Below are 6,317 nucleotides of genomic sequence, written 5' to 3'. Positions count from 1 at the left end.
CGATCCTCGGCGCCTTGCACGCAAACACGTGCTGCACGGCAACACGCGCCTGCGTACGACGCGCACGGAAAGCACGACGCACGCACGCTTCCCGCACTACCCCGAGCCATCGATTGACAGCGAGATGTAGCAACGGTATGACAGCGCTGTCAACTACCACGCGTCCGACGCGGCGACGCGGGATCGGACCGTTCCCACCCCTGCGAGGTTCCTGCATGCGCTACACGCGACTCTCTTCCGCTGCCGCGATCGGCATGGCACTCGCCGCCACATGGACAGGCGCCAGCGCCGCCGAACCCAAGGAGACGCCCATGCGACCTGCCACCGTGACCCTCTACACGACGGCGCAGGGCACCGCGCACCGGTTGAGCCAGACCGGGACCGTCACCCTGACGGCGGGGCACCGACTGACGGAGGTCGAGAACTCGGTCTTCGTCGATCCCACGAAGACATTCCAGCCCCTGCTGGGGATCGGGGGTGCCATCACCGATTCCACGGCCGAGGTCTACGCGACGCTGTCGCCGGCGAAGCAGGCCGAGTTCATGCGCGCGTACTACGACGGAAAGGACGGCATCGGCTACTCGCTGGCGCGCACCACCATCCACAGTTCCGACTTCAGCTCCGCCAGTTACACGTACATCGACGAGGGCGACAAGGCGCTGGCGACGTTCTCCGTCGACCATGACCGGAAGGCGCGCATCCCGATGATCAAGCAGGCGATCGCCGCCGCGGGTGGCGCGTTGCCGCTGTACGCGAGCCCGTGGAGCGCACCGGCCTTCATGAAGACCAACGGGCACATGCTCAAGGGGGGCGCGCTGCTGCCCGAGTACCGGCAGGCGTGGGCGAACTACTACGTGAAGTTCATCCAGGCCTACGAGAAGGAAGGGATTCCGGTCTGGGGCATCACGGTGCAGAACGAGCCGATGGCCACCCAGACATGGGAATCGATGCTGTACACGGCCGAAGAGGAGCGCGACTTCCTCAAGCTGCACCTGGGCCCGACGATGCACGCGGCGGGCTACGCCGACAAGAAGATCATCGTGTGGGACCACAACCGCGACATGATGCTGTACCGCGCACAGGTGATCCTGGGCGACCCGGAAGCGGCGAAGTACGCATGGGGACTGGGCTTCCACTGGTACGAGACATGGGCCGGCTTCGATCCCATGTTCCGCAACGTGGCCGCGGTGACGGAAGCCTTCCCCGACAAGCCGGTGCTGCTGACCGAAGCCGCCGTGGAGAAGTTCGACCCCGCGCGCTACCAGCACTGGCCGAACGCCGAACGCTACGGCACGTCGATGATCAACGACTTCAACAACGGCGCCGTGGGCTGGACCGACTGGAACATGCTGCTCGACGAGAAAGGCGGCCCCAACCACGTGGGCAACTACTGCTTCGCGCCACTGCACGCCGACACCCGCTCGGGGGAACTCATCTACACGCCCAGCTACTACTACATCGGCCACTTCTCGAAGTTCATCCGGCCCGACGCGCGCCGCGTCAGCACCGCCACCAGCCGCAGCACGCTGCTGGCGACGTCCTTCGTGAACCCGGACGGACGCTTGGCGACGGTGGTGATGAATCCGACCGACAAGGAGATCGCATACAACTTCTACGTCGGCCAGGCCTCGGGCGTGGTGACGATTCCCGCGCGCGCGATCCAGACGCTGGTGCAGTAGGGATGTCCGCGTTCCGGCGGGGGATCGCCCGGCTCGCCCTGCTGGCGCTGGCGGGGGCCGCCACTGCCGCGCAGGCCGGCGAACCGTATCCCTGGCCCGACGGACGCACGGCGGCGGTGAGCCTGGCCTACGACGATGCCGTCCCTTCGCAGCTCGACCACGCCATTCCGGCGCTCGATCGCTACGGCCTGAAGGGGAGCTTCTATCTGACCCTGGCGTCGGACACGCTCCGCACGCGCCAGCGCGAATGGGCGGCCGCTGCGCGCAACGGGCACGAGCTCGGCAACCACACGCTGTTCCATGCGTGCTCGGCGTCGCTACCCGATCGCGGCTGGGTCGTCCCGCATCGCAACCTGGATACCACCACGATCGCCCAGCTGGTCGACCAGGTGCGGCTGGCCAACGCGATGCTGGCCATGCTCGATGGCAGGACCGAGCGGACGATGACCGTCCCCTGCGGCGATACGCAGGCGAGCGATGGCAACTACGTCGATGCCGTCGCATCGGAGTTCGTCGCGATCAAGCTCGGGCAAGGGGGCGTCATCGACGACATGGCGGCGATCGACCTGGCCGCCGTGCCGGTGGATGTACCTGCAGGCGTCACCGGCGACCAGCTGATCGCACGCGTCGAGCAGGCGGCGCGCCAGGGCACCATGGTCAACTTCACATTCCACGGCATCGGCGGCGATCACCTTGCCGTGTCGCGCGAAGCGCACGAACAACTGCTGCGCTATCTCGCCGCGCACCCCGACGACTACTGGGTGGCGCCCTTCATCGACATCATGAAATACGTCGCCTCCCACCGATCAGGTGCACCCACGCCGACGCGCTGACATCCAACGCATCAGTCCTCCGCCCACAGCCAGCGCAGCCCGAGTGTGAACGTGCGGTCGGTGCCCGGTTCGTAGAAGCGTCCATTGCCTTCGTTGACGATGACCGAACCGATATGGAACCGGTCCAGTGCGTTGTCGACGCGCGCGAATGCCTGCAGCCGGCCCTGCCGCAGCGCCCAGTCGCGCACCAGTTCCAGGTTCAGCACGCTGTAGCCCGGCGCGCGTTCGCTGCCGGTATCGTTCACCGTGACGTTGCCGATCGCCGACAGCTGGGCAGCGACGCTCCATTGCGCACCCTGCCAACGCAAGCGTGCCGATGCCTGCTGGCGGGCGATGCCGGGAATGCGGGTGCCGGCCACGACCTGCACGACAGGCGAGGCGCAACCGCTCGCGGTGCAGATGGGGAAGCTGTCGCGGAATGTCGCATCCAGCCACGTATAGGCGAGTTGCAGCTGCCACGCCTCATGGAGTGGCAGGTCCGCCTGGAGCTCGACACCTTCGCGACGCGCGGCGCCGACATTGCGGAAGCTGCTGCGCCCGCCGACATTGCGCGCGACTGCGAGCTCGTCATCGGTGTCGGCGCGGAACACCGCCGCCTCGACGCGCGCGCCTTGCCGGCCCCGCCACTTCACGCCCAGTTCGGTGTTGCGGCTGGTCGCCGGGCGCAGGTCGAACGCAAGGCCCGCACCGCCGTCGGCACGGTAGCCGACCTCGTTGAAGGTCGGCGTCTCGAAGCCGCGCCCCGTGGACGCATATATGCGGAAGGCATCGGTGGGCGCGAACACCGCGCCCGCGACGGGCATGGTCCGTTCGTACACCACGCGACCGCTGTCGTCGGGATTGGTGGCCGTGACGTAAGCGTCGTCGGAACGGAAGTCGACACGGCTGTGGCGGACACCGACCAGCAGCGACCAGCGTGGCGCCAGGCGCCACCACGCCTGTGCATACTGGTCCGCGTTGCCGACCTGGTTGCGTTCGTCCCGCCGCAGCGTACCGCGCACGCCCAGCGAGGCGCCGACGAAGTTCTCGTAGCCACGCCGATGCTGGCGCTGGCGGTCCGCGTTGATACCGGCCGCCAGCTCGAACGGTCGGCCCGCCAGGTCGCCTGTCCATGACCAGCGGAGATCGGCCCCGCCGTAATCGTTGGCCAGGTCGATCACACCCCCCGAATTGAGCGGATTGCCCTGCGCCGCGATCGGCAGCGCGAGGTACTGCTCGACATCGCGACGGCCGCCGTAGGCCATCGCGCGCAACCGGTGGCCGGCGGCGAGGGGCCGTTCGTAGACCGCGCCCAGTTGATCCTGGCGCACGGACTTCCGCGTGTCGTACTGCACTGCGACGGGCGCCGCCTGGCGCGGTGCCTGCCATGCCTGCGCCCGCGTCAGGCCCAGTGGGTCCTGGGCGTCGGGCGCGTCGAAATGGTTGAGCAACAGATCCAGCGTGCCGTCGCCCGGCTTCAAGCGCAGTCGGGCATTGAGCGATTCCCGCCGTGCGGCGCTGTGGTCCCGAAAGCCCTGCGTATCCAGTACCGATGCCGACACCGAGTAGCCGAGCACGTCGCCCGCGCCGCGCACGCGCGCACCGATCACGGTGCTGTCGTGGCTGCCGACGCTGGCCTGCGCACGCGCTTCGCGCCCGTCGTCAGGAATGTCGCTCCACAAGTGGATCACGCCACCGGACGAGTTGCCATGCAGGGCGGAAAAGGGTCCGCGCAACACCTCCACGCGATCCGCGCTCAGCAGGTTGAAGTGCGACACCTGGCCTTGACCGTCCGGCATTGTCGCCGGCACGCCGTCGGCATACAGGCGCAAGCCGCGCACGCCGAACGTCGACCGCGCGCCGAATCCACGAATCGACAACTGCGTGTCCTGGGCGAGGTTCTGCCGTTCGCGCGCGAATACGCCGGGAATGCCCTCGAGCACCTCCGACAACGCTGCCTGCGGACGTGCACCGCCATCGCCCAGTGCCACGACACCGGTGGATGCGGGCGTGTCGAACGCCTCGACCGTTTCCAGGCGCGTCGCGGTCACGACCACACGATCAAGCGTTTCCGCCGGCAAGACGGGCTGTTCGGCCGGCTCAGCCCCCGCGGCCCGTGCCCACAAGGCGGCGCACACCAGCGGCCAGAAGCGCGACTTCAACGGCATGCGCGCATCGTTCCGAATCCCGGGCGAGGCACGTCTACGCGGCGTTGCCTTCCAACACTGACGACGAGTGCACGGCTGGTCGACGGTCCGCTGCCAGCGCGCTCTTCCTGCGAAACAGTACGAATCAGATCCGGGGCGACAGCGCCGCTGGCTGCACGGCACCCTCCCATCGCCTGCACTTCAATGTCCATGCTTCTGCTCAACACCGTCATGCTTCGCTATCCGGGCGGTAGGCCATCAGTATGCCGGAGGCACTGGGTCGGCACCGCACTAGGTTACGAGATGCATCGCCTCGCGCCGGCATGCCTTGGTCACTTCCCTGCTGCAAGGGCAGCATGCCAAGCTGCATGCCGGTATGCCTGACTCCGGCCGATATGAAACTACTGCTGGGACTTATCCTTACGATCCTCTGTCTGCCGTCGTTCGCACAGGTACCGGAAGTGCCGGTTCCTGCAGGACTCCAAGGTGGCGACATCGACCAAGCGATGCCCGGCCTCGCGCGGGACGTACTCAGCCTGCACCAGGACGAGGACCGGGCGCGCTATCTCGGCACGCAATTCCGGCTGCAGATGGTCGCCGGCCAGTACGCGCAGGCGATCGAAAGCATCGATGCACTCCGCCTGCTGCGCAACGATCCGCCGTCGCAGCCGCCGGTCTTCCTCCAGTACGAGATCCACGCGCGCGCGAACGTCCTGCAGGCGCAGCAGGGAATGTCTTTCACGAACGCGTGGCGCCACGCGTTCGCGCAACGGTTCGGTGCGCTCGACGACAGGAGAGCCCTGCAGGCGGAGTTCGCCTTCGGAACATCGGTGACGCGCGTCCGCGGCGATCTGGATGCGGCACTGGCGAAGATCGCGGGGAAACGACGCGTCACGCTGCCGGACGCGATCGACCTTATCCGTGCGTACCAGGTCCATCGTGTCTACGTGGCGCTGCAACCGCTGTTCGCGGATGCGCTACGGGAAGACGACGCCCTTCGCTACCGCATTGATCGTGATGTCCTGGTGCCCACGCCGGACGGCGCACGCATCGCCACCCTCGTCGTACGCCCGGCGGCGGCCCCTCGACTGCCCACCTTGCTGCAGTTCACCGTCTACGCCGACGATGACGTGGCTTGGGGCGATGCCAAGACGATGGCCGCGCACGGTTATGTCGGCGCGGTGGCGTACAGTCGCGGCAAGGGCCGCAGTCCGGATGCCATCGCCCCGTTCAAGCACGACGGAACCGATGCCGCCGCGGTCATCGGCTGGATCGCAACACAGCCCTGGAGCGATGGACGCGTGGGCATGTTCGGCGGCAGCTACAACAGCTTCGCGCAGTGGGCGGCACTGAAGCACCTGCCGCCGGCATTGAAGGCCATCGCCACATCCGCCTCGGCGGCGCCCGGCATCGACATTCCCATGGAAGGCAACGTCTTCCTCAACTTCATGTATCCCTGGCCGCTGTACACCGCGAGCAACCGTTGGCTGGACAACGCACGGTATGGCGATGGCGAACGCTGGCTCAAGCTCGACCGCGAGGCCTATGCCCGCGGTCTCGCGTACCGGGATCGGCCACAGGTCGATGGCAGCGCGAATCCGTTGTTCCTGGAATGGCTGCAGCATCCGGATTACGACGCGTATTGGCAGTCGATGATCCCCCAGGGCGAGGAGTACGCC

The 6,317-nt window shown here is 67.3% G+C and carries 4 protein-coding genes; 3 read left to right on the top strand and 1 reads right to left on the bottom strand.

The window, feature by feature from the left end; genetic code table 11:
* Positions 1-215 precede the first annotated feature (215 nt).
* Together AC04L7_RS10530 and AC04L7_RS10525 are read left to right on the top strand one after the other, a co-directional pair.
* A complete protein-coding gene (locus AC04L7_RS10530) occupies positions 216-1,679 on the top strand; it encodes a glycoside hydrolase family 30 protein (RefSeq protein WP_435996546.1) in 1,464 nt (487 codons plus the stop codon).
* A gap of 2 nt (positions 1,680-1,681) precedes the next feature.
* Positions 1,682-2,512: a polysaccharide deacetylase family protein gene (locus AC04L7_RS10525; RefSeq protein ID WP_435996544.1), complete on the top strand. Its 831-nt coding sequence runs from the start codon at positions 1,682-1,684 to the stop codon at positions 2,510-2,512.
* 11 nt (positions 2,513-2,523) lie between these two features.
* Here AC04L7_RS10525 and AC04L7_RS10520 read toward each other — a convergent pair whose 3' ends face one another.
* A complete protein-coding gene (locus tag AC04L7_RS10520; RefSeq protein ID WP_435996542.1) occupies positions 2,524-4,659 on the bottom strand; it encodes a TonB-dependent receptor family protein in 2,136 nt (711 codons plus the stop codon).
* Between the two features lie 485 nt (positions 4,660-5,144).
* Here AC04L7_RS10520 and AC04L7_RS10515 point away from each other — a divergent pair.
* A partial coding sequence (locus tag AC04L7_RS10515) for a CocE/NonD family hydrolase (protein WP_475512962.1) occupies positions 5,145-6,317 on the top strand: 1,173 nt, incomplete at its 3' end.

The sequence above is a fragment of the Pseudoxanthomonas sp. LjRoot204_2 genome (assembly GCF_056175765.1).
This window is presented reverse-complemented; position numbering and strand designations above follow the sequence as displayed.

Bases quoted from the DNA above. Each gene is read 5' to 3' on its own strand.
- AC04L7_RS10525 (WP_435996544.1), top strand. From the start codon at position 1,682: ATGTCCGCGTTCCGGCGGGGGATCGCCCGGCTCGCCCTGCTGGCGCTG.
- AC04L7_RS10520 (WP_435996542.1), bottom strand. From the start codon at position 4,659: ATGCCGTTGAAGTCGCGCTTCTGGCCGCTGGTGTGCGCCGCCTTGTGG.
- AC04L7_RS10530 (WP_435996546.1), top strand. From the start codon at position 216: ATGCGCTACACGCGACTCTCTTCCGCTGCCGCGATCGGCATGGCACTC.